The sequence below is a fragment of the Bacillus sp. MZGC1 genome, from assembly GCF_002998605.1.
In the GTDB taxonomy this organism is placed as follows: Bacteria; Bacillota; Bacilli; order Bacillales; family Bacillaceae; genus Bacillus.
In genome coordinates, this window is the sequence record NZ_PVRE01000008.1 from 37,792 (window position 1) to 62,480 (window position 24,689).

General features: G+C 42.1%; 40 protein-coding genes, 1 rRNA gene and 1 pseudogene. 39 read left to right on the forward strand and 3 right to left on the reverse strand.

Annotated elements, in window-relative coordinates; genetic code table 11:
- The first annotated feature begins 1 nt into the window (after position 1).
- The 34 genes and pseudogenes from rpsC (at position 2) to C6Y06_RS19120 (ending at position 19,100) form a co-directional block, all read left to right on the forward strand.
- Complete coding sequence (gene rpsC / locus C6Y06_RS18955; protein WP_003217241.1) at positions 2–658, forward strand: 30S ribosomal protein S3; 657 nt, start codon at positions 2–4, stop codon at positions 656–658.
- Position 659: 1 nt separating this feature from the next.
- The gene (rplP, locus tag C6Y06_RS18960) at positions 660–1,094 is read left to right on the forward strand and encodes a 50S ribosomal protein L16 (protein ID WP_003156478.1); all 435 of its coding nucleotides are present in this window, start codon (positions 660–662) and stop codon (positions 1,092–1,094) included.
- Positions 1,084–1,284 (forward strand): 50S ribosomal protein L29, encoded by a 201-nt coding sequence (gene rpmC, locus C6Y06_RS18965; protein WP_003217155.1) that lies wholly within the window; start codon positions 1,084–1,086, stop codon positions 1,282–1,284. Before rplP ends, rpmC begins: the two co-directional genes overlap by 11 nt.
- A gap of 25 nt (positions 1,285–1,309) precedes the next feature.
- Complete coding sequence (rpsQ, locus tag C6Y06_RS18970) at positions 1,310–1,573, forward strand: 30S ribosomal protein S17 (protein WP_003216906.1); 264 nt, start codon at positions 1,310–1,312, stop codon at positions 1,571–1,573.
- A gap of 39 nt (positions 1,574–1,612) precedes the next feature.
- The gene (rplN, locus tag C6Y06_RS18975) at positions 1,613–1,981 is read left to right on the forward strand and encodes a 50S ribosomal protein L14 (RefSeq protein ID WP_003216882.1); all 369 of its coding nucleotides are present in this window, start codon (positions 1,613–1,615) and stop codon (positions 1,979–1,981) included.
- A gap of 35 nt (positions 1,982–2,016) precedes the next feature.
- Complete coding sequence (gene rplX, locus C6Y06_RS18980) at positions 2,017–2,328, forward strand: 50S ribosomal protein L24 (protein WP_003217151.1); 312 nt, start codon at positions 2,017–2,019, stop codon at positions 2,326–2,328.
- A gap of 25 nt (positions 2,329–2,353) precedes the next feature.
- On the forward strand, positions 2,354–2,893 hold the full coding sequence (gene rplE / locus C6Y06_RS18985; RefSeq protein ID WP_003217159.1) for a 50S ribosomal protein L5: 540 nt from the start codon (positions 2,354–2,356) through the stop codon (positions 2,891–2,893).
- Between the two features lie 22 nt (positions 2,894–2,915).
- The gene (rpsN, locus tag C6Y06_RS18990) at positions 2,916–3,101 is read left to right on the forward strand and encodes a 30S ribosomal protein S14 (protein ID WP_008356542.1); all 186 of its coding nucleotides are present in this window, start codon (positions 2,916–2,918) and stop codon (positions 3,099–3,101) included.
- 31 nt (positions 3,102–3,132) lie between these two features.
- Complete coding sequence (gene rpsH, locus C6Y06_RS18995; RefSeq protein ID WP_003217040.1) at positions 3,133–3,531, forward strand: 30S ribosomal protein S8; 399 nt, start codon at positions 3,133–3,135, stop codon at positions 3,529–3,531.
- 31 nt (positions 3,532–3,562) lie between these two features.
- Positions 3,563–4,099 (forward strand): 50S ribosomal protein L6, encoded by a 537-nt coding sequence (gene rplF, locus C6Y06_RS19000; protein ID WP_003217186.1) that lies wholly within the window; start codon positions 3,563–3,565, stop codon positions 4,097–4,099.
- A 32-nt stretch (positions 4,100–4,131) separates the two neighbouring features.
- A complete protein-coding gene (gene rplR / locus C6Y06_RS19005; RefSeq protein WP_106037494.1) occupies positions 4,132–4,494 on the forward strand; it encodes a 50S ribosomal protein L18 in 363 nt (120 codons plus the stop codon).
- A 24-nt stretch (positions 4,495–4,518) separates the two neighbouring features.
- The gene (rpsE, locus tag C6Y06_RS19010) at positions 4,519–5,019 is read left to right on the forward strand and encodes a 30S ribosomal protein S5 (protein ID WP_003217179.1); all 501 of its coding nucleotides are present in this window, start codon (positions 4,519–4,521) and stop codon (positions 5,017–5,019) included.
- Between the two features lie 13 nt (positions 5,020–5,032).
- On the forward strand, positions 5,033–5,215 hold the full coding sequence (rpmD, locus tag C6Y06_RS19015) for a 50S ribosomal protein L30 (protein ID WP_003217067.1): 183 nt from the start codon (positions 5,033–5,035) through the stop codon (positions 5,213–5,215).
- A 30-nt stretch (positions 5,216–5,245) separates the two neighbouring features.
- The gene (gene rplO, locus C6Y06_RS19020) at positions 5,246–5,686 is read left to right on the forward strand and encodes a 50S ribosomal protein L15 (protein ID WP_003216888.1); all 441 of its coding nucleotides are present in this window, start codon (positions 5,246–5,248) and stop codon (positions 5,684–5,686) included.
- Position 5,687: 1 nt separating this feature from the next.
- On the forward strand, positions 5,688–6,980 hold the full coding sequence (gene secY, locus C6Y06_RS19025; RefSeq protein ID WP_012008710.1) for a preprotein translocase subunit SecY: 1,293 nt from the start codon (positions 5,688–5,690) through the stop codon (positions 6,978–6,980).
- A 55-nt stretch (positions 6,981–7,035) separates the two neighbouring features.
- On the forward strand, positions 7,036–7,689 hold the full coding sequence (locus tag C6Y06_RS19030; protein ID WP_034665602.1) for an adenylate kinase: 654 nt from the start codon (positions 7,036–7,038) through the stop codon (positions 7,687–7,689).
- Complete coding sequence (gene map / locus C6Y06_RS19035; RefSeq protein WP_060595380.1) at positions 7,686–8,432, forward strand: type I methionyl aminopeptidase; 747 nt, start codon at positions 7,686–7,688, stop codon at positions 8,430–8,432. The genes C6Y06_RS19030 and map overlap by 4 nt, the downstream gene beginning before the upstream one ends.
- 27 nt (positions 8,433–8,459) lie before the next feature.
- Positions 8,460–8,767: pseudogene (locus tag C6Y06_RS20415) on the forward strand (KOW domain-containing RNA-binding protein).
- Positions 8,745–8,963, forward strand: a complete 219-nt coding sequence (infA, locus tag C6Y06_RS19045; RefSeq protein WP_003217190.1) for a translation initiation factor IF-1 — start codon at positions 8,745–8,747, stop codon at positions 8,961–8,963. Before C6Y06_RS20415 ends, infA begins: the two are co-directional and overlap by 23 nt.
- Positions 8,964–8,994: 31 nt before the next feature.
- A complete protein-coding gene (rpmJ, locus tag C6Y06_RS19050) occupies positions 8,995–9,108 on the forward strand; it encodes a 50S ribosomal protein L36 (protein ID WP_003156543.1) in 114 nt (37 codons plus the stop codon).
- A 21-nt stretch (positions 9,109–9,129) separates the two neighbouring features.
- Positions 9,130–9,495, forward strand: coding sequence for a 30S ribosomal protein S13 (rpsM, locus tag C6Y06_RS19055; protein ID WP_003217023.1), 366 nt, complete (start codon positions 9,130–9,132; stop codon positions 9,493–9,495).
- Between the two features lie 20 nt (positions 9,496–9,515).
- The gene (gene rpsK / locus C6Y06_RS19060; RefSeq protein ID WP_003217231.1) at positions 9,516–9,911 is read left to right on the forward strand and encodes a 30S ribosomal protein S11; all 396 of its coding nucleotides are present in this window, start codon (positions 9,516–9,518) and stop codon (positions 9,909–9,911) included.
- 175 nt (positions 9,912–10,086) lie between these two features.
- The gene (locus tag C6Y06_RS19065; RefSeq protein ID WP_003217009.1) at positions 10,087–11,031 is read left to right on the forward strand and encodes a DNA-directed RNA polymerase subunit alpha; all 945 of its coding nucleotides are present in this window, start codon (positions 10,087–10,089) and stop codon (positions 11,029–11,031) included.
- A 76-nt stretch (positions 11,032–11,107) separates the two neighbouring features.
- Positions 11,108–11,470, forward strand: coding sequence for a 50S ribosomal protein L17 (gene rplQ, locus C6Y06_RS19070; protein WP_003216944.1), 363 nt, complete (start codon positions 11,108–11,110; stop codon positions 11,468–11,470).
- Positions 11,471–11,594: 124 nt separating this feature from the next.
- Positions 11,595–12,437 (forward strand): energy-coupling factor ABC transporter ATP-binding protein, encoded by an 843-nt coding sequence (locus C6Y06_RS19075; RefSeq protein ID WP_106037495.1) that lies wholly within the window; start codon positions 11,595–11,597, stop codon positions 12,435–12,437.
- Entirely contained in the window at positions 12,413–13,282 is an 870-nt protein-coding gene (locus C6Y06_RS19080; RefSeq protein ID WP_044139648.1) for an energy-coupling factor ABC transporter ATP-binding protein, read from the forward strand. The genes C6Y06_RS19075 and C6Y06_RS19080 overlap by 25 nt, the downstream gene beginning before the upstream one ends.
- Entirely contained in the window at positions 13,279–14,076 is a 798-nt protein-coding gene (locus tag C6Y06_RS19085) for an energy-coupling factor transporter transmembrane component T family protein (RefSeq protein WP_044139647.1), read from the forward strand. The genes C6Y06_RS19080 and C6Y06_RS19085 overlap by 4 nt, the downstream gene beginning before the upstream one ends.
- 11 nt (positions 14,077–14,087) lie before the next feature.
- Positions 14,088–14,831 (forward strand): tRNA pseudouridine(38-40) synthase TruA, encoded by a 744-nt coding sequence (gene truA / locus C6Y06_RS19090; RefSeq protein WP_066031437.1) that lies wholly within the window; start codon positions 14,088–14,090, stop codon positions 14,829–14,831.
- Positions 14,832–14,997: 166 nt separating this feature from the next.
- On the forward strand, positions 14,998–15,435 hold the full coding sequence (gene rplM, locus C6Y06_RS19095; RefSeq protein ID WP_003217042.1) for a 50S ribosomal protein L13: 438 nt from the start codon (positions 14,998–15,000) through the stop codon (positions 15,433–15,435).
- 20 nt (positions 15,436–15,455) lie between these two features.
- Positions 15,456–15,848, forward strand: a complete 393-nt coding sequence (rpsI, locus tag C6Y06_RS19100) for a 30S ribosomal protein S9 (RefSeq protein WP_003217273.1) — start codon at positions 15,456–15,458, stop codon at positions 15,846–15,848.
- Positions 15,849–16,047: 199 nt separating this feature from the next.
- The gene (locus tag C6Y06_RS19105) at positions 16,048–16,563 is read left to right on the forward strand and encodes a GNAT family N-acetyltransferase (protein ID WP_106031901.1); all 516 of its coding nucleotides are present in this window, start codon (positions 16,048–16,050) and stop codon (positions 16,561–16,563) included.
- 97 nt (positions 16,564–16,660) lie between these two features.
- Positions 16,661–17,407: an amidohydrolase family protein gene (locus C6Y06_RS19110; RefSeq protein WP_106037496.1), complete on the forward strand. Its 747-nt coding sequence runs from the start codon at positions 16,661–16,663 to the stop codon at positions 17,405–17,407.
- Between the two features lie 31 nt (positions 17,408–17,438).
- Complete coding sequence (locus C6Y06_RS19115; RefSeq protein ID WP_106037497.1) at positions 17,439–17,912, forward strand: GNAT family N-acetyltransferase; 474 nt, start codon at positions 17,439–17,441, stop codon at positions 17,910–17,912.
- Between the two features lie 108 nt (positions 17,913–18,020).
- Entirely contained in the window at positions 18,021–19,100 is a 1,080-nt protein-coding gene (locus C6Y06_RS19120; protein ID WP_223251493.1) for a serine hydrolase, read from the forward strand.
- Positions 19,101–19,141: 41 nt separating this feature from the next.
- Here C6Y06_RS19120 and C6Y06_RS19125 read toward each other — a convergent pair whose 3' ends face one another.
- Positions 19,142–19,603 (reverse strand): DUF4825 domain-containing protein, encoded by a 462-nt coding sequence (locus tag C6Y06_RS19125; RefSeq protein WP_106037498.1) that lies wholly within the window; start codon positions 19,601–19,603, stop codon positions 19,142–19,144.
- 129 nt (positions 19,604–19,732) lie between these two features.
- Between C6Y06_RS19125 and C6Y06_RS19130 the strand changes: the two genes are divergently transcribed.
- The 3 genes from C6Y06_RS19130 (at position 19,733) to C6Y06_RS19140 (ending at position 22,110) form a co-directional block, all read left to right on the forward strand.
- Complete coding sequence (locus C6Y06_RS19130; protein WP_106037499.1) at positions 19,733–20,176, forward strand: YbaK family protein; 444 nt, start codon at positions 19,733–19,735, stop codon at positions 20,174–20,176.
- Positions 20,177–20,234: 58 nt separating this feature from the next.
- Entirely contained in the window at positions 20,235–20,948 is a 714-nt protein-coding gene (gene cwlD / locus C6Y06_RS19135; RefSeq protein WP_066031431.1) for an N-acetylmuramoyl-L-alanine amidase CwlD, read from the forward strand.
- 103 nt (positions 20,949–21,051) lie between these two features.
- Positions 21,052–22,110, forward strand: coding sequence for an Mrp/NBP35 family ATP-binding protein (locus C6Y06_RS19140; RefSeq protein ID WP_106037500.1), 1,059 nt, complete (start codon positions 21,052–21,054; stop codon positions 22,108–22,110).
- A gap of 38 nt (positions 22,111–22,148) precedes the next feature.
- Here C6Y06_RS19140 and gerD read toward each other — a convergent pair whose 3' ends face one another.
- Positions 22,149–22,733, reverse strand: coding sequence for a spore germination lipoprotein GerD (gene gerD / locus C6Y06_RS19145; RefSeq protein ID WP_003217144.1), 585 nt, complete (start codon positions 22,731–22,733; stop codon positions 22,149–22,151).
- Positions 22,734–22,823: 90 nt separating this feature from the next.
- On the opposite strand from gerD, the gene kbaA reads away from it, so the two are divergent.
- Positions 22,824–23,426, forward strand: a complete 603-nt coding sequence (gene kbaA / locus C6Y06_RS19150; RefSeq protein ID WP_003217204.1) for a KinB-signaling pathway activation protein — start codon at positions 22,824–22,826, stop codon at positions 23,424–23,426.
- Here kbaA and pdaB read toward each other — a convergent pair.
- Entirely contained in the window at positions 23,419–24,183 is a 765-nt protein-coding gene (gene pdaB, locus C6Y06_RS19155; protein ID WP_066031429.1) for a polysaccharide deacetylase family sporulation protein PdaB, read from the reverse strand. The genes kbaA and pdaB overlap by 8 nt on opposite strands.
- 376 nt (positions 24,184–24,559) lie before the next feature.
- On the opposite strand from pdaB, the gene C6Y06_RS19160 reads away from it, so the two are divergent.
- Positions 24,560–24,689, forward strand: a 16S ribosomal RNA gene (locus C6Y06_RS19160); the annotation flags it as partial.

Consider the following 24,689-nt stretch of genomic DNA (forward strand, 5'->3'; position numbering starts at 1 on the left):
CGTGGGTCAAAAGGTAAATCCAGTAGGTCTTCGTATTGGCGTCATTCGTGATTGGGAATCTAAATGGTTCGCAGGAAAAGATTACGCTGACTTCTTACATGAAGACTTGAAAATCCGTGAATTCATCAGCAAGCGTTTGTCTGACGCGTCTGTTTCTAAAGTAGAAATCGAACGTGCTGCAAACCGCGTAAATATCACAATCCACACGGCTAAACCAGGTATGGTAATTGGTAAAGGCGGATCTGAAGTTGAAGCACTTCGTAAAGCTCTTAACAGCCTAACTGGCAAACGTGTACACATCAACATTCTTGAAATCAAGAGAGCAGATCTTGATGCTCAGCTAGTTGCTGAAAACATCGCTCGTCAACTTGAAAATCGTATTTCATTCCGTCGTGCACAAAAACAAACAATCCAACGCACAATGCGTGCTGGAGCACAAGGAATCAAAACAATGGTTTCTGGTCGTCTTGGCGGTGCAGATATTGCTCGTTCTGAATATTACAGTGAAGGTACTGTTCCGTTGCACACACTTCGTGCTGACATCGACTATGCTACTGCTGAAGCTGACACTACTTATGGTAAGCTTGGCGTAAAAGTATGGATCTATCGTGGAGAAGTCCTTCCAACTAAGAAGAATACTGCGGAAGGAGGAAAATAATATGTTATTGCCAAAACGCGTGAAGTATCGCAGAGAACATCGTGGGAAAATGCGTGGTCGTGCAAAAGGTGGCACTGAAGTACATTTCGGTGAGTACGGTATCCAAGCTCTTGAAGCTTCTTGGATCACGAACCGTCAAATCGAAGCTGCTCGTATTGCTATGACTCGTTACATGAAACGTGGCGGTAAAGTTTGGATTAAAATTTTCCCTTCTAAGCCATACACAGCTAAACCTCTAGAAGTCCGCATGGGTTCCGGTAAAGGTGCTCCAGAAGGATGGGTAGCTGTAGTAAAACCGGGCAAAGTTTTATTTGAAATTTCTGGTGTGTCTGAAGAAGTTGCTCGTGAAGCTCTTCGTCTTGCATCTCACAAATTGCCAATTAAAACGAAGTTCGTAAAACGTGAAGAAATTGGTGGTGAATCAAATGAAAGCTAATGAAATTCGTGACCTTACCACTGCTGAAATTGAACAAAAAGTAAAGTCTCTTAAAGAAGAACTTTTCAATCTTCGTTTCCAATTAGCGACTGGGCAGCTTGAAAACACTGCTCGCATTCGTGAAGTGCGTAAATCAATCGCACGCATGAAAACTGTGATTCGTCAAAGAGAAATCGCTGCTAATAAATAATAATTAGAGGGGAGGCCCCGCAAACATGAGCGAACGTAACCAACGTAAAGTGTATCAAGGTCGTGTTGTTTCTGACAAAATGGATAAAACCATCACTGTTGTAGTTGAAACATACAAAAAGCATTCACTTTATGGCAAACGTGTAAGATACTCTAAGAAGTTCAAAGCACATGATGAAAACAACCAAGCAAAAATCGGAGACATCGTAAAGGTCATGGAAACTCGTCCTTTATCTGCGACTAAACGCTTTCGTCTAGTTGAAGTTGTCGAAGAAGCCGTTATTATCTAATAAAGTTCGGATTTCTTTTTCCGAAAGGAGGTAACATTAATGATTCAACAGGAGACTCGTTTAAAAGTAGCTGACAACTCTGGCGCACGCGAAGTACTAACGATTAAAGTTCTTGGTGGCTCTGGACGTAAGACGGCTAACATCGGTGATGTCATTGTTTGTACGGTTAAACAAGCAACACCAGGAGGCGTTGTCAAAAAAGGTGAAGTTGTGAAAGCAGTTATCGTTCGTACAAAGAGCGGAGCTCGCAGAAACGATGGATCTTACATCAGTTTCGATGAAAATGCATGTGTCATTATCCGTGACGACAAGAGCCCGCGTGGAACTCGTATCTTCGGACCAGTAGCACGTGAACTTCGTGAAAACAACTATATGAAAATTGTTTCTCTAGCACCAGAAGTACTTTAATGAATACAATCCGCGACTCAAGGAGGTGCGATTAAATGCATGTTAAAAAGGGCGATAAAGTAGTGGTTATCTCTGGTAAAGATAAAGGTAAACAAGGAGTCATCCTTGCTGCTTTCCCTAAGAATGACCGTGTTTTAGTAGAAGGTATTAACCTTGTGAAAAAACACTCTAAACCAACCCAAGCTAACCCTCAGGGCGGAATTTCTGAACAAGAAGCGCCGATCCACGTATCAAACGTAATGCCGCTTGATCCTAAAACGGGTGAAGTGACACGTGTTGGGTATAAAGTTGAGGACGGAAAGAAAGTCCGTGTAGCGAAAAAATCTGGGCAAGTTCTAGATAAATAGTAAATAAGGAAGGGAGGTCTTTCTCATGAACCGCCTTAAAGAAAAGTATGTAAAAGAAATTACACCTGCATTAGTTTCTAAGTTTGAATACAAATCAGTAATGCAAGTGCCAAAAATCGAAAAAATCGTGATCAACATGGGTGTTGGTGACGCTGTTCAAAACGCTAAAGCAATCGATACTGCTGTTGAAGAATTAACGTTTATCGCTGGTCAAAAACCTGTCGTTACTCGTGCGAAGAAGTCTATTGCTGGATTCCGTCTACGTGAAGGAATGCCAATCGGTGCGAAAGTAACACTTCGCGGAGAGCGCATGTACGATTTCCTTGATAAACTTATTTCTGTATCTTTACCACGTGTACGTGACTTCCGCGGGATTTCTAAGAAATCTTTCGACGGTCGTGGAAACTACACGCTTGGTATTAAAGAACAGTTAATCTTCCCAGAAATTGATTACGATAAAGTAACAAAAGTCCGCGGTATGGATATCGTTATCGTTACGACTGCCAATACGGACGAAGAAGCACGTGAGTTATTAACTCAAGTAGGTATGCCGTTCCAGAAATAATCAATGAAAGGGAGGCGAAATCGTGGCTAAAAAGTCTATGATTGCGAAACAACAACGCAAACAAAAGTTTAAAGTTCAAGAGTATACGCGCTGCGAACGTTGTGGACGTCCACATTCAGTAATTCGCAAGTTTAAACTTTGCCGTATTTGTTTCCGCGAACTTGCATATAAAGGACAAATTCCTGGCGTTAAAAAAGCCAGCTGGTAATCCCCATAAATGGGAAGGAGGTTATTAAATAATGGTTATGACAGATCCGATTGCAGATTTGCTGACTCGTATTCGCAATGCGAACATGGTACGTCATGAGAAGCTAGAAGTACCGGCTTCAAAAATCAAAAGAGAAATTGCTGAAATCTTAAAGCGTGAAGGTTTTATCCGTGACGTTGAATATGTTGAAGACAGCAAACAAGGAATTATCCGTATGTTCCTTAAATATGGCCAAAACAACGAGCGTGTTATCACTGGTCTAAAAAGAATCAGTAAACCTGGTTTACGTGTATATGCGAAATCAAATGAAGTACCACGTGTACTTAACGGACTTGGAATCGCAATTATTTCTACATCACAAGGTGTTTTATCGGACAAAGAAGCCCGTGCTAAACAAGCTGGTGGAGAAGTACTTGCTTACGTATGGTAAAAAAAGTTTAAGATGAATGGAGGTGCTTGGTATGTCTCGTATAGGTAAAAAACTAATCGAGATCCCTTCAGGAGTTACTGTGACAAACAACGATAACACAGTGACAGTAAAGGGACCAAAAGGTGAACTAACTCGTACATTTCACCCTGATATGGAAATTAAAATTGAGGACAGCGTCTTAACTGTAAGCCGTCCGTCTGATCATAAAGAACACCGTGCTTTACATGGTACAACACGTAGCTTAATTGCAAACATGGTTGAAGGTGTATCTAAAGGTTTCGAAAGAGGTTTAGAACTTATCGGTGTCGGTTACCGTGCAGCTAAATCTGGAAACAAACTTGTTCTTAACGTTGGATACTCTCATCCAGTTGAAATCGTTCCTGAGGCTGGAGTTGAAGTCGAAGTTCCATCTCAAACGAAAGTAGTCATTAAAGGTATCGATAAAGAGCGTGTGGGAGCTCTAGCTTCTAACATCCGCGCTGTCCGTTCTCCAGAGCCTTACAAAGGTAAAGGAATTCGTTACGAAGGTGAATTCGTTCGCCGTAAAGAAGGAAAAACTGGTAAGTAAGATCGCTTAATGTGAAGAAAGGAGTGACTCGGATGATTACGAAAACTAGCAAAAACGCTACTCGTCTTAAAAGACACGCTCGTGTTCGTGCGAAACTTTCAGGTACTGCTGAAAGACCTCGCCTTAACGTTTTCCGTTCTAACAAGAACATCTACGCTCAAGTAATTGATGATGTTAACGGTGTAACACTTGTAAGTGCTTCTACTCTTGATAAAGAGTTAAAGATCGAGAATAGTTCTGACGCTGCAGCTGCTACTAAAGTTGGCGAACTTGTTGCAAAACGTTCTGTTGAAAAAGGAATCTCTAACGTGGTATTTGACCGCGGAGGATACTTATATCATGGACGTGTAAAAGCTCTAGCTGAAGCTGCTCGTGAGGCTGGACTTAAATTTTAATAAAAGAAGGAGGGACACATCCGAATGAGTCGTATTGACCAAAGCAAATTAGAGTTAGAAGAACGCTTAGTTACGGTTAACCGCGTAGCGAAAGTTGTTAAAGGTGGACGTCGTTTCCGTTTTGCAGCTTTAGTTGTTGTCGGTGACAAAAACGGTCATGTAGGTTTCGGTACTGGTAAAGCACAAGAAGTACCAGAAGCGATCCGCAAAGCTGTTGAAGATGCGAAAAAGAATTTAATTGAAGTACCAATGGTTGGAACTACAATTCCACATGAAATCATCGGTCGATTCGGTGCAGGAAACGTTCTATTGAAGCCTGCTTCAGAAGGTACAGGAGTTATCGCTGGAGGCCCAGTGCGTGCGGTTCTTGAGCTTGCTGGTCTAGCTGATATCCTTTCTAAATCTCTAGGTTCTAATACACCGATCAACATGATCCGCGCAACACTTCAGGGTTTAAGTGAACTTAAACGTGCTGAAGACGTTGCGAAGCTTCGTGGAAAATCTGTAGAAGACCTGTTAGGATAAGGAGGGAACATTAATGGCAAATAAATTAGAAATTACCCTCAAACGCAGTGTAATCGGTCGCCCAGAAGATCAGCGTGTCACTGTTCGTACTCTTGGTCTTAAGAAAACAAACCAAACAGTCGTACATGAAGACAATGCAGCGATCCGCGGCATGATTAACAAGGTGTCTCATTTAGTTTCTGTTAAAGAACAATAAAACATTTTTAATCGATAAGGAGGTGCCCAAATGAAACTTCATGAATTGAAGCCTTCAGAAGGTTCACGTAAAGTACGCAACCGTGTTGGTCGTGGTATTGGATCAGGTAACGGTAAAACTTCTGGTAAAGGTCATAAAGGTCAAAACGCTCGTTCTGGCGGCGGTGTACGCCCTGGTTTCGAAGGTGGTCAAATGCCTTTATTCCAACGTCTTCCAAAACGTGGTTTTACAAACATCAACCGTAAAGATTACGCGGTTATCAACTTAGACAGATTAAACAGTTTTGACGAAGGAACGGAAGTAACTCCTGAACTTCTTCTAGAGACTGGTGCAATAAGCAAGTTAAAAGCAGGAGTAAAAATTCTTGGCAACGGTAAATTAGAAAAAAAATTAACTGTAAAAGCCAATAAATTCTCTGCTTCTGCGAAAGAAGCTATTGAAGCTGCTGGCGGTACAGCCGAGGTGATCTAACTTGTTTAAGACAATCTCCAATTTTATGCGCGTGAAAGATATACGGAATAAGATTATATTCACTCTTTTAATGTTAATCGTCTTTCGTATAGGTGCTTTCATCCCTGTGCCTAATGTGAACGCCGAAGTTCTCCAGGCACAGGATCAAATGAGTGTTTTCGGGATCCTCAACACGTTTGGGGGCGGGGCACTTTTCCAATTCTCCATTCTTGCAATGGGGATTATGCCGTATATCACTGCTTCGATCATCATTCAGCTCTTGCAGATGGATGTTGTTCCGAAGTTCACTGAGTGGTCAAAGCAAGGAGAGGTTGGCCGCCGAAAATTAGCACAATTCACAAGGTATTTTACAATTGTTCTAGGTTTTATCCAGGCGTTAGGAATGTCATATGGATTCAACAATATGGCAGGAGGCATGCTGATTGAAAACCCAGGTGTTTCAACGTACCTCTTAATTGCGGTCGTACTCACTGCGGGAACAGCATTTTTAATGTGGCTGGGAGAGCAGATTACTGCTCACGGTGTTGGTAACGGTATTTCGATTATTATCTTTGCCGGTATCATCGCAGGTATCCCTCAAACATTAAAACAAGTGTACGCTCAGCAATTTGTGGGTGGAGATGGACAGCTGTTCATGCAAATCCTGAAAATTGCCCTTATTGTTATTGCTATCCTTGTCATTGTTATCGGTGTTATTTACATTCAAATGGCAGTGAGAAAGATTGCGATTCAATATTCAAAAGGAACTGGCCGTGCACAAATGTCTGCTAGTCAAGCAACGCACCTTCCATTGAAAGTGAATCCAGCAGGGGTGATTCCAGTCATCTTTGCCGTTTCTTTCATTATTACTCCGCAGACGGTTGCATCGTTCTTCGGAACCAATAATGTGACAACTTGGATAACCAACAACTTTGACTATACTAAGCCAATCGGTATGACGATTTATGTAGCACTGATTGTTGCTTTCACATATTTTTATGCCTTTGTCCAAGTGAATCCTGAACAAATGGCTGAAAATCTGCAAAAGCAGGGTGGCTATATCCCGGGAGTTCGTCCAGGGAAAATGACTCAAGATAGAATTACGAGCATTTTGTACCGACTCACGTTTGTGGGCGCCATTTTCTTAGCCGTGATTTCAATACTTCCTATCTTTTTCATTCAATTCGCTGGATTACCTTCCGCTGCACAAATTGGCGGCACAAGTCTTCTCATTGTTGTAGGTGTTGCACTTGAAACAATGAAACAGCTTGAAAGCCAATTAGTGAAACGAAACTACCGTGGATTTATGAAATAAAACAGAGGGCTGGGCTTCTGCCCAACCTCTCTAAGTAAGGAAGGGGAAATCCGAAATGAACTTAGTCTTAATGGGGCTTCCGGGTGCCGGTAAAGGCACTCAGGCAGAACGAATTGTTGATGATTATGGGATCCCTCATATCTCAACAGGAGATATGTTCCGCGCTGCTATGAAAGAGGAGACACAACTTGGGCTCGAAGCAAAATCCTTTATCGATAAAGGAGAGCTTGTTCCTGATGAGGTCACAATCGGTATTGTTAGAGAAAGACTTGGCAAAAATGATTGTGAACAAGGTTTTCTTCTGGACGGATTTCCGCGAACAGTCGCTCAGGCTGAAGCTTTAGAAGAAATTCTAAAGGACCTTGGCAGAACGATTGATTATGTCATTAATATTAAAGTCGATAAAGATGCTTTGATGGAGCGTCTGACTGGCCGAAGAATTTGCAAAAATTGCGGAGCGACATATCATTTAGTATTCAATCCACCTGCGAAAGAAAATGTTTGCGATAAGTGTGGAGGCGAGCTTTATCAACGTGCAGATGATAATGCAGAAACCGTTTCGACTAGACTTGAAGTAAACTTAAAGCAGACTGAACCTTTACTGAACTTCTATTCAGAAAAAGGATATCTTGCAAACATTGATGGTGCGAAGCACATTAACGATGTATATGCAGATATCAAGAACCTGCTTGGGGGATTAAATAAATGATTATCTGTAAAACTCCTCGCGAGCTTGAGATTATGAGAGAAGCTGGACGCATTGTCGCACTGACTCATGAAGAGCTGAAGAAACACATAAAACCAGGTATTTCGACAAAAGAATTGGATCAAATTGCCGAACGTTTTATTACAAAGCAGGGTGCAATCCCATCTTTTAAAGGGTATAATGGTTTTCGCGGGAGCATTTGCGTTTCGGTGAATGAAGAACTCGTTCACGGTATTCCTGGTAAACGGGTTTTACGTGATGGCGACATCATTAGTATCGATATTGGCGCAAAGTTAAATGGCTATCATGGTGACTCTGCTTGGACTTATCCAGTTGGGGTAATCAGTGATGAAGACCGCAGACTACTGGAAGTCACAGAGGAATCTCTATATAAAGGCTTACAGGAAGCAAAGCCAGGCGAACGTCTGTCGAACATTTCCCATGCCATACAAACGTATGTAGAAAACGAGAATTTCTCAGTTGTTAGAGAATATGTTGGACATGGGGTCGGACAGGATCTTCATGAGGACCCTCAAATTCCTCATTATGGTCCGCCCAACAAAGGCCCGCGGCTAAAACCTGGAATGGTGTTGGCCATCGAACCGATGGTGAACGCAGGCAGCCGATATGTGAAAACATTGGCTGATAACTGGACGGTTGTAACGGTTGATGGGAAAAAGTGTGCTCACTTTGAGCATACGATTGCGATTACAGATACAGGTTTTGATATACTGACTAAGATTTAGGTCTTCACTGAAGCCTTTCAGGCCCAAATCGGGCAGGTTGTCTGTATAGTCCAAAGGAAAGAACAAGATCAGTATACAGGTGTCATCGGCATGTTCGGTGGCTGCCATGTACTAATCGCAGACGGAGAAAAGCGTAAATTTCATTCTCCTAAGAAAAAATATCAATCATATAACCTTTTATGGTTGCGTATCTCCGGAAGTTCAGAACAGTATATTCAAAACAGGTCGGGTGATAGATGGACAATTGAGATGATCTCATTTGGACATTTGTCAGAGAGCAAGTTACTGATTTGAAGAAGGGAGAACACTTGAATGGCGAAAGACGATGTAATTGAAGTGGAAGGTACTGTAGCAGAAACTTTGCCAAATGCAATGTTCAAAGTTGAACTAGAGAATGGTCATACAGTTTTGGCTCATGTATCAGGAAAAATCCGTATGCACTTCATTCGCATTTTACCTGGAGACAAAGTTACGGTAGAATTATCTCCATATGACTTAACTCGTGGTAGAATTACGTACCGTTACAAATAAAGCAACTCCGGAAGAAGGAGGTTGGAAACACATGAAAGTGAGACCATCTGTTAAACCTATCTGTGAAAAATGTAAAGTGATTCGCAGAAAAGGAAAAGTAATGGTGATCTGTGAAAACCCAAAACATAAACAAAAACAAGGCTAATAACAAGGAGGTGCCCAAATCATGGCTCGTATTGCTGGTGTAGATATTCCACGTGATAAACGTGTTGTCATTTCTTTAACATATGTTTTTGGAATTGGTCGTACGACTGCGCAACAAGTCCTTAAAGAAGCAGGTGTTTCTGAAGACACTCGCGTTCGCGATCTAACTGAAGACGAACTTGGTAAAATCCGTGATATCATTGACAAACTTAAAGTAGAAGGTGACCTTCGTCGTGAAGTTTCACTTAACATTAAGCGTCTAATTGAAATCGGAAGCTACCGCGGAATCCGTCATCGTAGAGGACTTCCTGTTCGTGGACAAAACACAAAAAACAACGCGCGTACTCGTAAAGGTCCGCGTCGTACTGTAGCTAACAAGAAAAAATAAGTAAAGGAGGTAGTTAAAGAATGGCTGCTGCTCGTAAACAAAATACGCGTAAACGTCGCGTGAAAAAGAATATTGAAGCTGGAATCGCTCATATCCGTTCCACTTTCAACAACACGATTGTAACGATTACTGATGTTCATGGAAACGCAATTTCTTGGTCAAGTGCTGGTGCATTAGGATTCAGAGGTTCTCGTAAATCTACTCCTTTCGCTGCACAAATGGCTGCTGAAACTGCGGCTAAAGGTTCTATCGAACATGGTCTTAAAACACTTGAAGTAACTGTTAAAGGTCCTGGTTCTGGTCGTGAAGCTGCAATTCGTGCGCTTCAAGCTGCAGGTCTTGAAGTTACTGCAATCAGAGACGTAACTCCAGTTCCTCATAACGGATGCCGTCCACCAAAACGTCGCCGCGTGTAATTTGTTTGTATAGATTTTGTGTCCCTGTCAATAATGGGTTATGATACAGTTATTTATGAGACGAATACACGACTCGTTGCCTGAGCACATACGGGACTAAACAATGAGGAATTTCGGATGGAATCTCATATGATTCTATTCGAGGTTTCGACGTTTTGAAGGAGGGTTTTATTAGATGATCGAAATTGAAAAACCAAAAATCGAAACGGTTGAAATCAGCGACGATGCCAAGTATGGCAAGTTTGTCGTAGAGCCACTTGAGCGTGGATATGGTACCACTTTAGGGAACTCCCTTCGTCGTATCCTTTTATCCTCACTTCCTGGTGCAGCTGTAACATCGATCCAGATAGATGGTGTCTTACACGAATTCTCAACGATCGAAGGCGTGGTTGAAGATGTTACAACGATTATCTTAAACATTAAAAAGCTTGCACTCAAAATCTACTCTGAAGAAGAGAAGACGCTTGAAATTGATGTACAAGATGAAGGTACTGTAACAGCTGCTGATATTACACACGACAGCGATATTGAAATCTTAAATCCAGATCTTCACATCGCAACTCTTGGCAAGAATGCGAGCTTCCGTGTTCGCTTAACTGCACAAAGAGGTCGCGGGTATAATCCTGCTGATGCAAACAAAAGAGACGATCAGCCAATCGGTGTGATTCCGATCGACTCAATCTATACACCTGTATCTCGTGTGACTTATCAAGTGGAGAACACCCGTGTCGGGCAAATCACAAACTATGATAAATTAACACTAGATGTATGGACTGATGGAAGCACAGGACCGAAAGAAGCGATCGCTCTAGGTTCTAAGATTTTAACTGAACACCTGAATATTTTCGTTGGGTTAACTGACGAAGCTCAGCATGCTGAAATCATGGTTGAGAAAGAAGAAGACCAAAAAGAAAAAGTGCTTGAAATGACAATTGAAGAGCTTGATCTTTCTGTTCGTTCTTACAACTGTTTGAAGCGTGCGGGTATTAACACTGTTCAAGAGCTTGCTAACAAGACAGAAGAGGATATGATGAAAGTTCGTAACCTTGGACGTAAATCTCTTGAAGAAGTGAAAGCGAAACTAGAAGAACTTGGACTGGGTCTTCGTAAAGACGATTGACTAGTTTCATTGTGAACTAGGATTTTCGTGTGTTTTTTATTCATACAGCATTCTCTAACTAAGGAGGGGACATCACATGGCATACAGAAAGCTAGGACGCACTAGTGCACAACGTAAAGCAATGCTTCGTGACCTAACGACTGATTTGATCATCAACGAACGCATCGAAACAACTGAAACACGTGCGAAAGAACTTCGCTCTGTAGTTGAAAAAATGATCACTCTTGGCAAACGCGGAGATCTTCATGCTCGCCGTCAAGCTGCAGCTTACATTCGTAATGAAGTAGCTAACGCTGAAACAAACCAAGATGCACTTCAAAAATTATTCGCTGACGTTGCAACTCGCTACGAAGATCGCCAAGGTGGATACACTCGTATCATGAAGCTTGGACCTCGTCGCGGCGATGGCGCACCAATGGCTGTCATTGAATTAGTTTAATCACATAGCGTGTATCTAAGAAAGGGCGGGACAGTTCATAACTGGATCTATGCCCTTTTTTAGATACTACGGCTTTTTAACAATAAGCAAAGAAGAGGTTGAGCTGAGAGGAGGTCCGGTAGAGATGGGGAAGACATTAGTTGACGTAAAGGACATTGTATTTCGTTATCACAAGGATGCGGACAAGCCCGCTTTAGATCAAGTGTCATTGCATGTGGATCAAAATGAATGGCTCGCCATTGTTGGTCATAACGGTTCAGGTAAATCCACACTTGCCCGTGTACTGAATGGGCTCATTTTACCGGATGCTGGAACGGTCAAGGTTGGAGAGATTGAGCTGAAAGAAGAGAGTGTCTGGGATATTCGCAAAAAGGTCGGAATGGTCTTTCAAAACCCAGATAACCAATTCGTTGGCTCAACGGTTCGTGATGATGTGGCTTTTGGTTTAGAAAATAACGGGATTGAGCGGGAATTGATGATAGAACGTGTAGATTGGGCTGTCAAACAGGTCAATATGCAGGAGTTTCTTGATCAAGAGCCGCACCATCTATCAGGCGGGCAAAAGCAGAGAGTCGCCATTGCAGGTGTACTTGCCGCAAGCCCTGACATCATGATCTTAGATGAAGCAACATCGATGCTTGATCCGATTGGCCGTGAAGAAGTGTTAGAGACTGTTAGACTACTGAAGGAACAAGGAACGGTCACAGTCATTTCCATCACACATGATTTAGACGAGGCCGCCAAGGCAGACCGGGTCATTGTCATGAATGGCGGGAAAAAATTTGCCGAGGGAACCCCAGAGGAAGTATTTGAACTAGACGAACAGCTGGTTCAGATTGGACTTGATCTGCCATTCTCCTATCGGTTGAGCAAACAATTGAAGCAGCAAGGTGTACCGCTTGCAAATGCCCATTTGACACAAGAAGGATTGGTGAAAGAGCTATGGACATTACGATCAAAGAATTAGAGCATCGTTATCAAATGAAAACGCCGTTTGAGCGTCTCGCTTTGTATGATGTCAATGCTTCCATCCAAGAGGGTAGCTATGTCGCTGTCATTGGTCATACGGGCTCTGGCAAGTCTACATTGCTGCAGCATTTAAATGGCTTGCTCAAACCAACGAAGGGGAGCATTGCGCTTGGAGATACCGTCTTACAAGCCAATAAAAAGCAGAAGGATTTAAAGTCCCTCCGGAAAAAAGTAGGCATCGTGTTTCAGTTTCCTGAGCATCAGCTCTTTGAAGAAACGATCCTTAAGGATATCTGCTTTGGTCCGATGAATTTCGGTGTTCCTCAGGAAAAGGCAGAAGCAAAGGCGAAGGAAATGCTGAAGCTAGTCGGTCTTCCTGAATCCCTATTATCTCGATCTCCCTTTGAACTAAGCGGCGGTCAAATGAGACGTGTGGCGATTGCAGGTGTTCTAGCGATGGAGCCAGAAGTGCTTGTGCTGGATGAGCCGACTGCAGGGTTAGATCCACGCGGACGGAAGGAAATCATGGACATGTTCTATGAGCTTCATCAAAAGGCAAACCTTACCACGATTCTGGTTACACACAGTATGGAGGACGCCGCTCATTATGCGGATCAAATGATTGTGATGCATAAAGGAACGGTAAAGGCGACAGGTACGCCGAGAGAATTGTTTGCCAATCGTACAGACATGTCTTCGTTTGGTCTCGACCTCCCAGAAACGATTAAATTCCAGCAGACTGTAGAAGAAAAGCTGGGTATTACGTTTCCAAGGCCGCTTCTGACCATGGATGAAATGGCAGAAGCCTTAACAGCTCTTTATCAGGAGGACACGACATCATGATGGATAGTATGATTATCGGCAAATATGTGCCAGGTTCATCCTTTGTCCATCGTCTTGATCCAAGGACAAAGCTGTTATCAATTTTCTTTTTTGTCTTTATTGTCTTTTTTGCTAATAATTACATCACTTACGGGCTTTTAGGTGTCTTTACCCTCCTTGTGGTGATGGTTTCTCAGGTGCCGCTATACTTTATTCTCAAGGGAATGAAGCCGATCCTATGGATTGTCCTGTTTACCTTCATTCTGCATATCTTCATGACAAAGGATGGCGCCTTGCTATTTCACTTTGGTTTTTTAAATATTTATGAAGAAGGTCTAAAGCAGGGGATTTTCATTTCACTCCGTTTTGTCTATCTCATCATGATGACGACACTTCTGACGTTAACCACAACGCCTATAGAAGTGACAGACGGCATGGAAAAGCTGCTTCACCCATTCCGTAAAATCAAACTGCCTGTTCACGAGCTTGCTCTCATGATGTCCATCTCTCTTCGGTTTATTCCAACTTTACTAGAAGAGACGGACAAAATCATGAAGGCGCAAATGGCAAGAGGCGTTGATTTTACAAGCGGCCCTCTTAAAGATCGCATGAAAGCCATCGTTCCTTTGCTTGTCCCGCTTTTCGTCAGTGCGTTTAAGCGTGCAGAAGAACTGGCGACAGCAATGGAAGCGAGAGGCTACCGCGGTGGAGAAGGGCGGACGAAATACCGTCAGCTTGTCTGGGGCATGAAAGACACGTTCACACTGCTCCTATTCATCCTGTTAACAGCACTCCTTGTGCTTCTAAGAAATTAGGTGATTCCTAGATGAAGGTCAAATGTACCGTATCCTACGATGGGACACATTTTAAAGGCTATCAGGTGCAGCCTGGGCAGCGAACTGTTCAGACGGAGATCGAGTCGGCTCTTGCAAGAATGCATAAACAGGATGAACTGATTCCGATTGTGGCTTCTGGCCGGACGGACAGCGGTGTGCATGCGAAAGGGCAGGTCATCCATTTTGATACCCCGCTCTCGATCCCGATGGAGAGATGGCCTTTTGCCCTCAACAGTCTCCTGCCGGATGATATCCGGGTTCTAAAGGCTGAGGAAGTGGATGAGTCGTTTCATGCACGTTTTAGTGTCGTTTCGAAGGAGTACCGTTATAAGGTCTCAACGGAAACGCACCAAAATGTGTTCACGAGACAGTATGCCTGCCACTTTCCTTACCGGCTGGATGCAGACAAAATGAGAGAAGCTACTGGACACCTCATTGGCACACACGACTTCACAAGCTTTTGTGCGGCCAATACAGAGGTTCAGGACAAGGTAAGGGAGATTTACACCCTCGAGTGGAAAAACGTCTCAGACGGGCTTGAAATGCGTGTGAGAGGAAATGGCTTTTTATACAACATGGTGCGAATTATCGCTGGAACGTTACTTGAAATCGGATCTGGTAAATTTCACCCTGATGAGATAAAAGCCATGCTTGCCGCCCGAAATCGCGAAGCGGCAGGCAAGACTGCGCCTAGTCACGGACTGTATTTATGGGAAGTTTTCTATGACAACTAAACCAGGTGTAACATGTTCTTGACACAGGAAGCAGAAAGTTATAAGATATCATATGGTATGTATTTCAACCCCACAAATAAGCCCCGGAAGACTTATCTTGTGTTTTGAAATAGAACGTAGCATTTGATTCAAGGAAAAATCATTGATTTATTTAGGAGGGAAACTCATGCGTACAACACCAATGGCGAACGCAAGCACAATTGAGCGCAAATGGCTAGTTGTTGATGCGGCAGGCAAGACTCTAGGTCGTCTTTCTACTGAAGTAGCATCACTTTTGCGCGGTAAGCACAAACCAACTTATACACCACACGTTGATACAGGTGATCACGTCATCATCATCAATGCTGAGAAAATCGAATTAACAGGTAAGAAATTGACGGACAAAATTTACTACCGTCACACAATGCACCCAGGTGGTTTGAAACAAAGAACTGCTCTTGAGATGCGTACAAACTACCCTGAAAAAATGTTGGAGCTTGCTATCAAAGGTATGCTTCCAAAGGGTCCATTAGGCCGTCAAATGTTCAAAAAATTAAATGTGTACCGTGGTTCTGAGCATCCACATCAAGCACAACAACCTGAAGTTTACGAACTTCGCGGTTAATTATAAGGGAGGTTAACAATTTGGCACAGGTTCAATATTACGGTACAGGTCGTCGTAAAAGTTCTGTAGCGCGCGTTCGCTTAGTTCCAGGTGAAGGCCGTATCGTCGTTAATAATCGTGAAATTACTGAATACATTCCATTCGCTGCTTTAATCGAAGACGTGAAACAGCCTTTGAACATCACAGAAACAGCTAACAGCTACGATGTTCTTGTAACTGTTCACGGTGGTGGATTCTCTGGTCAAGCTGGAGCAATTCGTCACGGTATCTCTCGTGCTCTTCTAGAAGTAGATCCTGAGTACCGTACATCACTTAAACGTGCTGGACTTCTTACTCGTGACCCTCGTATGAAAGAGCGTAAGAAATACGGTCTTAAAGGCGCACGTAGAGCTCCTCAGTTCTCAAAACGTTAATCAATTTTATATTGTATGGACGTTTTACAAAGGTTTGTTACAGACAAACCATATATTAAAAGCATCAGCATCCTGCTGGTGCTTTTTTTTGTGCTTTTTATTTAATAAATAATGACTGGTCACTTCCTTTTGGATACGTATAAAATATGAGTATAGAAAGTTTTCTGTTTAAAAGAAGATTATTTATGGAGGTTGTCCTATGAATCTAACGACAGAAAGGTGTCTCATTCGACCATTTACTGATGATGATTGGCAGGATGTTTATGCATATACATCTGATCCGGCAGTGATGAAGTATATTCCGGAAGATGTATTTTCTAAAGAAGATGCGAAGGAATTTATCAAAAATAATCGTCATGAAAATGCTAAGTATGTCGCTGTCCTATTAAAAGAAGATCATACATGCATTGGGCATATCGCGTTTCATCCGTACTTTGGTGAGCACACATATGAAATTGGGTGGGTCTTCAATCCTGCATATCAAAACAAAGGCTATGCATCAGAAGCGGCTTATGCTGTACTACATTATGGCTTTCACACAATGAATTTACATCGAATCATTGCCACTTGTCAGCCTGAAAATGTGCCATCGTGGAGAGTGATGGAGAAAATGGGGATGAGAAGAGAAGGGTATTTTAAAAAGTGTATACCTCAAGGAAATGAGTGGTGGGATGAATTTTACTATGCCATCTTACGAGAGGAATGGAAAACTTGATAAGTTTTCATGATATGAAGTGATTCGTCATTCCAAATATCTGTTGGCTTTCGCTATTGATATAATCAGATCAAATAAGCAGAAGAGGGGCGCGCGCATGAGGATCTTTGATGCACATTTTCATATCATTGATTTTAATTTTCCCATTCAAGAAAACCAAGGGTATACACCGCCTAGTTATGTGGTGAATGATTATAGGAGAGAGACGGCTGATTTTGGGATTTTAGGTGGAGCAATCGTGTCAGGGTCATTTCAAGGCTTTGACCAAGGCTATTTGTTGAAGGCGCTGGATGAAATGGGGCCGTCTTTTTGCGGTGTGACTCAATTACCTTTTACAGCAACTGATGATGAGATTGTTCATTTGGATCAACACGGGGTAAAAGCTTTACGTTTTAACGTGAAGCGGGGTGGTTCGGAGAATATTTCGAAGCTCGATTATTTTGCGAAAAGGGTGTATGAGCTGGCGGGATGGCATAGTGAGATTTACATAGACGCTAAGCATCTCCCTGACATCTCATCAACACTTGAAAAGCTGCCGGCCGTTTCAATTGATCATTTAGGCTTATCGGAAGAAGGTTTGCCGCATTTGCTCAAGCTGGTTGATAAAGGGGTTCGAGTGAAAGCAACAGGTTTTGGACGCGTTGATTTAAACGTGGAACATGCGTTGACGTCCATTTATCAAACGAATCCTGATGCATTGATGTTTGGTACAGACCTTCCATCGACAAGAGCAAAGCGTCCATTTGAATACGGTGATGTTGAGTTGATTCAACAGCTATTTGAGGAAAAAGCAGCTGACCACATCTTATATAAGAACGCGCATCAATGGTATTTTGGTCAATAAGTTCCACTTCATTTCATAGGAGGTGTGTTCAATGGGGTTCAGTCAACTGACGTTCAGAGAAGCCAAGCTGGATGATCTCGATAAAATCGTCTTCATGCTCGCGGATGATATGTTAGGTCAAAAAAGAGAGCGTTACACGCAACCATTGTTAGAAAGCTATATCAAAGCCTTTCACTCAATAGATGCTGATCCAAATATTGAACTCATGGTTGCGTGTGATCAGGAAGAAGCTGTAGGTGTTCTCCAATTGACCATGACGCCTTTTCTTACACATCAAGGAGGATGGAGAGCTTCAATAGAAGGAGTTCGTACAGCCTCGACTCATAAAGGAAAAGGAATTGGCACGATGTTGATAAAAAGGGCTATTCAACACGCAAGCGACCGCGGCTGTCATATGATTCAGCTAACAACAGACAAACAGAGACCAGATGCACACCGTTTTTACGAAAAATTAGGGTTTGAAGCTACGCATAATGGGATGAAACTGCATCTGCCCCATCAATAAGAACATCAAGAAGTGGAGGGATTCACGAACCTCTGCTTTTTTGCGCCTTTATTTGAAATATTTGTTATATTGAATATGTAAATCCTCTGTTATTTGGAAAGGAGAAACATGTTACTCAAAATCGGTCTCGTTGTTATTGGTGTGGTCATACTTTACGTAATGGTTCAAATCTTGCTGTATAAAAGAGATATGAAGAAAACGAAGGAAGATCTTTTGACATTTGTCGCAAAAAACAAAAAGGACGTATCAGTGACAATCATTGAAAATGATGACGTGGTGTTAGATTGGAATGGTGATCAAAAAACACCACTTGCAAGTACGGTGAAATTAATGGTTTTATTTCATTTTGTCAAATCTGTCTCCAGTGGCGGCATCAAGCTAGATGAAAAAGTGGCATTGTCTGATATAGAGCGGTTTTATATTGATAGAACAGACGGTGGTGCTCATACATACTGGCTGGAGGTCAACGATTTTTCTGAGCATGCAACTTTATTAGATGTTGCCAAAGGGATGATGCAATTCAGTTCGAATGCTTGTACTGATTATTTGATAGACTTGCTCGACTTAGATAAGATCAATGATCAGATGAAACAAGAAGGTCTTACAGAACATGATGAAGTCATGCCACTGACACCCAAGCTGTTGTGGCCAGCCTATATATCTGATCATGAGCGGGATGCATTCAAGCAAATGAGCGATGTGACTGATGAACAATACAAATCTCTGATGATTGAGATTTTCAATATCATGAAAAATGACCCAGAGCATAAAAAAGCGTTAGAAGAAAAATTGATGAAAAAAGACTTGTTAAGCTTGCGGATTCAATCATTACTGACGCAAAAAATGACAAAGTCTACAACTAATCAATATGCACATTTTATGAAACGTCTACAGGATGAGCTGTTAACAACAGAAGAAAAGCGTCTTTTTAGCCAAATTGTGCTGGGAGAAACATTCAAGACGGAAACAGATCAATACCTTTGGTATAAAGGCGGAGCAACATTGTTTGTTTTCACAGGTTCTTTATATCGAAAAACGGATACATCATCCATATCCATTTCTCTATTTATCAATGATACGAAAGCGAATCATTCTCACTGGGTTGGGGAAGTATTCAATGAATTTATGCTTACTGCAGCAGTGGATCAAAACTTTCGACAACGATTGGTGCAGGATTTGACTACATAATTATCAAAAAAAACAGAGGGTAACACCCCTCTGTTTTATTATTACTGCATGGGAAACGTTTTGTATACTTCTTGGCGTTTCTCTTTTGACTTCACAACTCCATCTACAATCTCCTTTTGCCAAAGAACTGCATCATCTTTGTGCTCTTTAAAAGAGTGAGGCAGCTTCTTTTCTAGCAGTTGTCTTTTAAACGTGACGGACGGCTCGTCTTTAGAGCTCATGTTAAGTGTCACTTGCTCTACGTTATCGACAAGGATAAAAAGTGCAATTGCGTTGTATAAATACGTTTTCTCGATCGTGTCCTTTTGATCAAACCAGAAGGCGTGAAATTGTTCTTCTGTGTATCCGGCATTTTCTTTTACTCCGTACGTGACGTCTAATGATTTCCCATCAACGATTTCAAATTCTCGAATCATGCCTCCAGGAAGCTCTGATAAGATGTCACGAATGGCTGAGTTGTCACCGAGATGCTTGGAAAGCTGTTTTAAGGATATGTCTTCTATTCCTTTCTTTCTATATAAGTGTTTATTTTATCACAATTTTCCATTCCGATAGATCATTGATTTCCATTTACTGAACTGCATGTTTTGTTCAAACCAACGAACAATACAAAGAAAAAAGGAGTTCAGTCCATGGCAGAAATTCTTTCATTTTATCAATTGAAAACAAAACGAGATGTCACGCTTGAAAAGAAGCTGTTGCGTACATTGTCTCTTCAACAGGTCACGGTTGCTTCCGAGAAATTCACGAAGAAGCTGTTCCCATTTGCAGATGATCCAGCTGGGATTATGAGTGATGGCTGTATCGATTTCGCCATTGAAGCTTTTTTAGCTGGCGGGAGATACGGTGAGTCGAGTAAATACGGCGAATCGTTCGACCATATCAAGAAGCGGTCCTCCCAGGAGGAAGATGAGCTGGTTGAGGAGCTAGCAGGATGTTTGCAATCGTGGGGGAATATGTTCCGAATGGAGAGGAAGATGTCGTGTCTGTATCCATTTGCGAAGGATTTTTTAAGCATGTGGTGGCAGGAAGGCTTTCGAGAATCAGAAAAAAGGCATAAGCTTCGGCTGCACTAAGCATATTTCCAGCCCTTGTCCCATATCTATAAAATAATGGTGTATGGGAGGGACAGGGATGAAAAGAAAGCTGAAATGGACAGGGTTTTTAATCGGGTTTATTGTCCTCTTATTCTTATTCAGGTTTCAGTTTCTAAATGATGATTCGTGGAAATCGTGGAACTTGCCTTTGAGCGGCAAAATCATCTATTTAGATCCGGGTCATGGCGGTCCAGATGGCGGGGCTGTAGGAGGAGAGTTGCTTGAAAAAGAGATTGCACTGGATGTATCCATGAAGATACGTGACTATTTACAGGAGCAGGGTGCCCTTGTTCTTATGACCCGCGAGGATGATTCTGATTTATCATCAAAGAATACAAAGGGATATGCCCGAAAGAAAGCGGAGGATCTAAGAAACCGTGTAAAAGCCATCAATGAGTCTGAAGCCGATCTCTATTTAAGTATTCATTTAAATGCGATCCCATCGAACAAATGGAGCGGCGCACAGACGTTTTTTTACGGGAAATATGAAGAGAATGAAAAGGCAGCGAAGTTCATACAAGATGAATTACGCAATAATCTTGAAAACACAGATCGAAAGGCGAAGCGGATCAATGGCATTTATTTAATGCAAAACGTGACGAAGCCAGGAGCTCTTGTGGAAATTGGATTTCTCTCCAATCCGAAAGAGGCCAGTCAGCTGGCAACACCTAAATATCAAGATCAAATTGCTGCCTCCATTTATAAAGGCATTTTAAGATATTTGACAGAGCAAAAAGAGCCGCCTGAATAAGGGGCTTTTTCCTTTTGTACGCAGGCAAACAGGACAGACATTGTAAGGATATGTATGATATACTTGGATTGTAAACGAATTCAATAAAGGGTGAGGTTCTGCTATGATCGGACAAGATGATGTGAGAAAACTAGTTGGGAAGATGGACGAACCTTTCCTTCATATACCGCTTGGTGAGCTGGATGCCATCAAGGAAATCAGCCTAAAGCCTGAGAAAGAACATGTGAGCTTAAAGGTGGCTATTGCCAAAACGGGCACTGCTGAGCAGATGAAGCTTCAGCAAGACATCGTACAAGCCTTGAAAGCAGAGGGTGCTAACACAGTAGGACTTCGTTTTGAAGAGCTCCCTCAGGAAACACTTGAAAGGTTTATGCCTTCGCAAGATGAGGAAGAAAACCTGCTCAACTCTAAAAATCCGCCTGAGTTCCTTGCGATTGCGAGTGGAAAGGGCGGCGTTGGTAAATCCACCGTGTCTGTTAACCTTGCTGTAGCACTGGCTCGTCTAGGGAAAAAAGTCGGACTGATTGATGCAGATATTTATGGCTTTAGTGTACCGGATATGATGGGAATCACCGTCAGACCAACTGTTAAAGGGGAAAAAATTATTCCTGTGGAACGCTTTGGTGTCAAAGTGATTTCAATGGGCTTTTTTGTTGAAGAAAATGCACCGGTCATTTGGAGAGGACCGATGCTTGGTAAAATGCTGAATAACTTCTTCCACGAAGTCCAGTGGGGAGAATTAGATTACTTACTATTAGACCTTCCGCCTGGAACGGGAGATGTGGCGCTTGATATTCATACAATGCTTCCAAGCTGTAAAGAAATCATTGTCACAACACCGCATCCTACAGCTGCCTTCGTTGCTGCTAGAGCAGGCGCAATGGCACTGCAAACAGATCACGAGGTGCTGGGTGTCGTTGAGAATATGAGCTATTATGAAAGCAAAAAAACAGGTGAGAAAGAATATGTCTTTGGAAAAGGAGGCGGGGATAAGCTGGCGGAAGAGCTGCGAGTATCGGTCCTTGGTCAAATTCCTCTAAGGCAGCCTGATTGGAATGAAGATGATTTTGCTCCATCTGTCTATGATGCGAGTCATCCGACGGGAGAAGTGTATCAACACATTGCGAATAAAGTTATTGAACAATTAGCAGTAAAAGCATAATGAAAGCCCGAGTGGATGAATGTCCCCTCGGGTGATGTTTAACTGCCGCTTTCTTCGCTGCCTTTTGATCCGGAATCACTGCTTTCAGATGCTGCTTTTTTAAGCTCATCTTCGAATTTCTTCTTATAAAGAGGACTGCTTAATGTTTCTGTAATAACTTTTTCTAAGTGCTTTCTGAACTCTTTGCTTTTCACCAGTTCACCGTATTTCTTTTCCATTTCGGGATCCTTGAGAATATCCATCATCAATTGCTGATAGTCAGGGTCCTTCATTAACTGTTTTAACATCTTTTCATGCTGTTGCTGCATGGATTTAGCGAAAGTCTCGGCAAATTTAGAATCCTCAAAGACCTTCTTCCAGAACTCTTTGCCTTTATCAGAAGTCAGTGTTTTCTCTATCGTTTTTTTCACAGTTTGTTCATCCATTACCAAAGCTTCATTCATTGCCTCGTCATTTAATAACTGTTGAATGGCCTTTTTACCGTCATCTGTCTTCAATATATCGACGACCATTTTCTTTGTTTCGTCATAGTCCATATTAGATGAGGATTGGGTTTTGGGAGCACAAGCTGTTAGAGATAAAAGGAGAAAACAGCTCATTATACGCAAGATGCCTTTTGACATACTGTGGCTCCTTTCGTTACATGTCTTACTTTTAATATGAATGTTTCACGTAAATTTATACATAACAAAAATAGGGGTTGGATCAATTCAATGAAAAGTCGGGATTTAGTTCGTTTTTTCTTCTCTGTGCTAGCTGTTGGAGCGGTCATTACAAGCGTGGTAGGCTTTGCGCTGGAGTGGGGGAAATATCAGAAGCTTTTTATATCGTTTGAAATACTAGAAATCGCATCTGTGTTGTTTTGGTTCATTGGTGTGGGGATGATTTTTAGTGTCATTAGTCAGATGGGGTTTGTTGTCTTTTTAACGGTGCACCGGTTTGCGTTAGAGATATTCCGATCACATTCTCTATGGAATACCATTCAGCTGTTTCTGGTGATCTTTGTGCTGTTTGATTTAGCTTACTTGCGATTTTTGTTTTTCGGGGAGAATGAATCATTTCTTCCATACCTATGGCTGCCTGTCTTTATCGGTGTGTTCGCATTGATCGTGGCTTACTTTAAACAGCAGCAGTCCTCTAAGAAAACTTTTGTTTCCGCAATGTTTCTCATGGTTGTCATCACGTCGCTAGAATGGTTCCCGGCGCTCAGAGTCAACGAAGAGGACTGGCTGTATTTAATGCTATTTCCGCTATTAGGCTGTAATGCGTTTCAGTTGTTAGCTATGCCGCGGTTTTCAAAGGCGAAAGCTACTTAACTTCCGATGACCTTGTTTTGGTATTGGAGATCAGTTCGCCAACCGTCACATTTTTTAAATTCTTTTCTTTGATTTGTTTCAAAATAGCTGGTAAGGCTTGAGCGGTTTGGGTTGCTGAATCTGAGGCATGTAGGAGAACAATATCTCCGCTTTTCATTCGATCATTTACATTCTGAACAATCTGATCGACGCCCGGATTCAGCCAATCTTGTGAGTTGACGCTGTAATGGACAACGGTATAACCGTACTGTGTGGCAATTTTCAATGCTTTTTCGTTAAATTGCCCAGTTGGCGGTCTTAATAGTTGAATGTCATCTAGTCCAAGCTTTTGAAATGAATTTTGTGCCCGGACAAGATCTTGCTTGATTTCACTATCTTCAAGCTGGCTATAATTTTTATAAGCATAGCCAAGGCTGCCGATTTGGTGACCGTCCTCTCTAATTTGTTTGACGATATCAGGATGACGCTCAGCCCAAGAAGCAGACAGAAAGAAAGTAGCGTTCTTTATATCGTACTCTCGAAGGACATTTAAAATAGGAACAGCCTTCTCATCTCCCCAGCCGATATTAAAAGTAAGGGAGATATGTTTTGAGGAAGTCTCGCCTTTATAAATGGCTCGGGGTCCGTGTTCTGTTTTAAATACCGACAGCGGCGGTGCCTTTTGTACATAAAAAAAGGTTGCAGCTGCAAGGGCTGCTACAAGAATAATGACGGCTTGCTTCAGCCGTTTAATAGGAAACACATATAATCGACTCAATTCAAACACTCCTGCCTTGTCCGAGATTGTTACTTGATTGTATGCAGGACAAGGATTTGAGATGCACAATAAAACTATTTCAAAAAAAGTTTTGAAAAGGCGTTGACCGATAGAATATTTTCGTGATATATTATTAATCGTCGCTGACACACAGTGACAAACACAAAACGCTTCGGGAAATAAACTTAAAAAAAGTTGTTGACATAAGATGAAGCGAAATGTTATATTATTAAAGCCGCTAAGAACGGCGAAGATGATCTTTGAAAACTAAACAAGACAAAACGTACCTGTTAATTCGAGTTTTTATAAAAAAATCCTATGAAACATCATAGGTAGTCAGTCAAACTGGCGAAAAACAAAACTTCGGTTTTGTACTTTTTCGGAGAGTTTGATCCTGGCTCAGGACGAACGCTGGCGGCGTGCCTAATACATGCAAGTCGAGCGGACAGAAGGGAGCTTGCTCCCGGATGTTAGCGGCGGACGGGTGAGTAACACGTGGGTAACCT

Excerpts from the sequence above, each read along its gene's own strand:
- rplP (WP_003156478.1), top strand. The coding sequence starts at position 660 with ATGTTATTGCCAAAACGCGTGAAGTATCGCAGAGAACATCGTGGGAAA.
- rpmC (WP_003217155.1), top strand. The coding sequence starts at position 1,084 with ATGAAAGCTAATGAAATTCGTGACCTTACCACTGCTGAAATTGAACAA.
- rpsQ (WP_003216906.1), top strand. The coding sequence starts at position 1,310 with ATGAGCGAACGTAACCAACGTAAAGTGTATCAAGGTCGTGTTGTTTCT.
- rplN (WP_003216882.1), top strand. The coding sequence starts at position 1,613 with ATGATTCAACAGGAGACTCGTTTAAAAGTAGCTGACAACTCTGGCGCA.
- rplX (WP_003217151.1), top strand. The coding sequence starts at position 2,017 with ATGCATGTTAAAAAGGGCGATAAAGTAGTGGTTATCTCTGGTAAAGAT.
- rplE (WP_003217159.1), top strand. The coding sequence starts at position 2,354 with ATGAACCGCCTTAAAGAAAAGTATGTAAAAGAAATTACACCTGCATTA.
- rpsH (WP_003217040.1), top strand. The coding sequence starts at position 3,133 with ATGGTTATGACAGATCCGATTGCAGATTTGCTGACTCGTATTCGCAAT.
- rplF (WP_003217186.1), top strand. The coding sequence starts at position 3,563 with ATGTCTCGTATAGGTAAAAAACTAATCGAGATCCCTTCAGGAGTTACT.
- rplR (WP_106037494.1), top strand. The coding sequence starts at position 4,132 with ATGATTACGAAAACTAGCAAAAACGCTACTCGTCTTAAAAGACACGCT.
- rpsE (WP_003217179.1), top strand. The coding sequence starts at position 4,519 with ATGAGTCGTATTGACCAAAGCAAATTAGAGTTAGAAGAACGCTTAGTT.
- rpmD (WP_003217067.1), top strand. The coding sequence starts at position 5,033 with ATGGCAAATAAATTAGAAATTACCCTCAAACGCAGTGTAATCGGTCGC.
- rplO (WP_003216888.1), top strand. The coding sequence starts at position 5,246 with ATGAAACTTCATGAATTGAAGCCTTCAGAAGGTTCACGTAAAGTACGC.
- C6Y06_RS19030 (WP_034665602.1), top strand. The coding sequence starts at position 7,036 with ATGAACTTAGTCTTAATGGGGCTTCCGGGTGCCGGTAAAGGCACTCAG.
- map (WP_060595380.1), top strand. The coding sequence starts at position 7,686 with ATGATTATCTGTAAAACTCCTCGCGAGCTTGAGATTATGAGAGAAGCT.
- infA (WP_003217190.1), top strand. The coding sequence starts at position 8,745 with ATGGCGAAAGACGATGTAATTGAAGTGGAAGGTACTGTAGCAGAAACT.
- rpmJ (WP_003156543.1), top strand. The coding sequence starts at position 8,995 with ATGAAAGTGAGACCATCTGTTAAACCTATCTGTGAAAAATGTAAAGTG.
- rpsM (WP_003217023.1), top strand. The coding sequence starts at position 9,130 with ATGGCTCGTATTGCTGGTGTAGATATTCCACGTGATAAACGTGTTGTC.
- rpsK (WP_003217231.1), top strand. The coding sequence starts at position 9,516 with ATGGCTGCTGCTCGTAAACAAAATACGCGTAAACGTCGCGTGAAAAAG.
- C6Y06_RS19065 (WP_003217009.1), top strand. The coding sequence starts at position 10,087 with ATGATCGAAATTGAAAAACCAAAAATCGAAACGGTTGAAATCAGCGAC.
- rplQ (WP_003216944.1), top strand. The coding sequence starts at position 11,108 with ATGGCATACAGAAAGCTAGGACGCACTAGTGCACAACGTAAAGCAATG.
- C6Y06_RS19075 (WP_106037495.1), top strand. The coding sequence starts at position 11,595 with ATGGGGAAGACATTAGTTGACGTAAAGGACATTGTATTTCGTTATCAC.
- C6Y06_RS19080 (WP_044139648.1), top strand. The coding sequence starts at position 12,413 with ATGGACATTACGATCAAAGAATTAGAGCATCGTTATCAAATGAAAACG.
- C6Y06_RS19085 (WP_044139647.1), top strand. The coding sequence starts at position 13,279 with ATGATGGATAGTATGATTATCGGCAAATATGTGCCAGGTTCATCCTTT.
- truA (WP_066031437.1), top strand. The coding sequence starts at position 14,088 with ATGAAGGTCAAATGTACCGTATCCTACGATGGGACACATTTTAAAGGC.
- rplM (WP_003217042.1), top strand. The coding sequence starts at position 14,998 with ATGCGTACAACACCAATGGCGAACGCAAGCACAATTGAGCGCAAATGG.
- C6Y06_RS19105 (WP_106031901.1), top strand. The coding sequence starts at position 16,048 with ATGAATCTAACGACAGAAAGGTGTCTCATTCGACCATTTACTGATGAT.
- C6Y06_RS19110 (WP_106037496.1), top strand. The coding sequence starts at position 16,661 with ATGAGGATCTTTGATGCACATTTTCATATCATTGATTTTAATTTTCCC.
- C6Y06_RS19115 (WP_106037497.1), top strand. The coding sequence starts at position 17,439 with ATGGGGTTCAGTCAACTGACGTTCAGAGAAGCCAAGCTGGATGATCTC.
- C6Y06_RS19120 (WP_223251493.1), top strand. The coding sequence starts at position 18,021 with ATGTTACTCAAAATCGGTCTCGTTGTTATTGGTGTGGTCATACTTTAC.
- C6Y06_RS19130 (WP_106037499.1), top strand. The coding sequence starts at position 19,733 with ATGGCAGAAATTCTTTCATTTTATCAATTGAAAACAAAACGAGATGTC.
- cwlD (WP_066031431.1), top strand. The coding sequence starts at position 20,235 with ATGAAAAGAAAGCTGAAATGGACAGGGTTTTTAATCGGGTTTATTGTC.
- C6Y06_RS19140 (WP_106037500.1), top strand. The coding sequence starts at position 21,052 with ATGATCGGACAAGATGATGTGAGAAAACTAGTTGGGAAGATGGACGAA.
- gerD (WP_003217144.1), bottom strand. The coding sequence starts at position 22,733 with ATGTCAAAAGGCATCTTGCGTATAATGAGCTGTTTTCTCCTTTTATCT.
- kbaA (WP_003217204.1), top strand. The coding sequence starts at position 22,824 with ATGAAAAGTCGGGATTTAGTTCGTTTTTTCTTCTCTGTGCTAGCTGTT.